Source organism: Microbacterium sp. BF1 (assembly GCF_019279095.1).
Lineage (GTDB): Bacteria > Actinomycetota > Actinomycetes > Actinomycetales > Microbacteriaceae > Microbacterium > Microbacterium maritypicum.
Window position 1 is genome coordinate 1 of sequence record NZ_JAGYWT010000652.1, and the last position, 1,146, is coordinate 1,146.

The 1,146-nt window shown below is 68.7% G+C and carries 1 protein-coding gene; it reads left to right on the plus strand.

All coding sequences use genetic code 11. From position 1 onward, the window contains the following. Positions 1–66: 66 nt before the first annotated feature. Positions 67–1,146: daptide-type RiPP biosynthesis aminotransferase (gene mpaD, locus KZA10_RS15745; protein WP_218683354.1), on the plus strand; the 1,080-nt coding region annotated here is incomplete at its 3' end.

The following is a 1,146-nucleotide window of genomic DNA, read 5'->3' on the forward strand; positions in this document are numbered from 1 at the left end:
CACGGCGCTCAGCGTCCACGTAGGCACGCCCGCCGATGCGCGCTTCCGAACTGCGGGGGTCGAAGGGTGAGCCTGCCGCACGCGCTGTGGACGTCGATGCTCCCCGCGGACGAGATCTTCACGCACGACCGCGTGGCCGTCGGCGCGGCAGGGAACCGCATCGAGTTCGCTGACGGATCCACACGTCTGTGCGCGACGAGCGGTTTGTGGAACGTTCCACTCGGCTTCGGGAACTTGGCGGTCGCCGACGCGGTGGACAAGGCCACGCGTGACGCCTCGTACCTGTCGTTGTTCAGAGCGCCCCATCGGTACGCGCAAGACGCGGCGGAAGCCCTCATCGAATTGGCGGACCCGAGCCGCTACCGCCGCGTCATCTTCTCCACGTCGGGCGGGGCGGCGAATGACGCCGCGATGAAGCTCGCACGCCAGTACTGGTCGCAGAAGACGGGCGGGTCCCGTTCGATCGTGGTCGGCCTCAGAGGCGGCTATCACGGCACGATGTACGGGAGTCATGCCCTGAGCGGAGACGACCTCCTCCAATCCGCCTACTTCGTCGACCGCAGAGCGGTGAGACACGTCTCTCACAGCGACGACGGGGAAGAGCTGGAGACGCTGCTCAAGCGGGAAGGATCCAGGGTGGCGTCGGTCGTCGTGGAACCTGTCCTCGGCAGCGGCGCGTACGCACTGTCGGAAGCGTTCATCGATCGCCTCCTCGCCCTCAGGGAGGAGTACGGCTTCCTGATCGTCGCCGATGAGGTCGCCACGGGGTTCGGCCGCACCGGGACGATGCTCGCCACCGACACCTGGGCGGCGGCACCGGACGTCCTGATCCTCTCCAAGGCACTGACGAACGGCGCGATGGGCGCCGCGGCGCTCCTGGTGGGTGACCGGGTCGCTTCCGAATTCGTCCGTGGGGGCTGGACGTTCGTCCACGGCGAGACGCAGGCGGGGACCCCGGCCTGCGCGGCGGCCATCATCGCGGTGATCGAGGAACTGCGCCGCATCGATGTGGAATCGACCACCCGGGCGCTGGGAGCCGGGCTGGGGGAGTTGGCGACGTCGTTGCTGTCGGACGGCGTGGTCACGGAGATCACCGGAAGGGGGTGCTTCGTCGGGCTCGGGCTTCGCGCCGAGGATCAGGCCCCG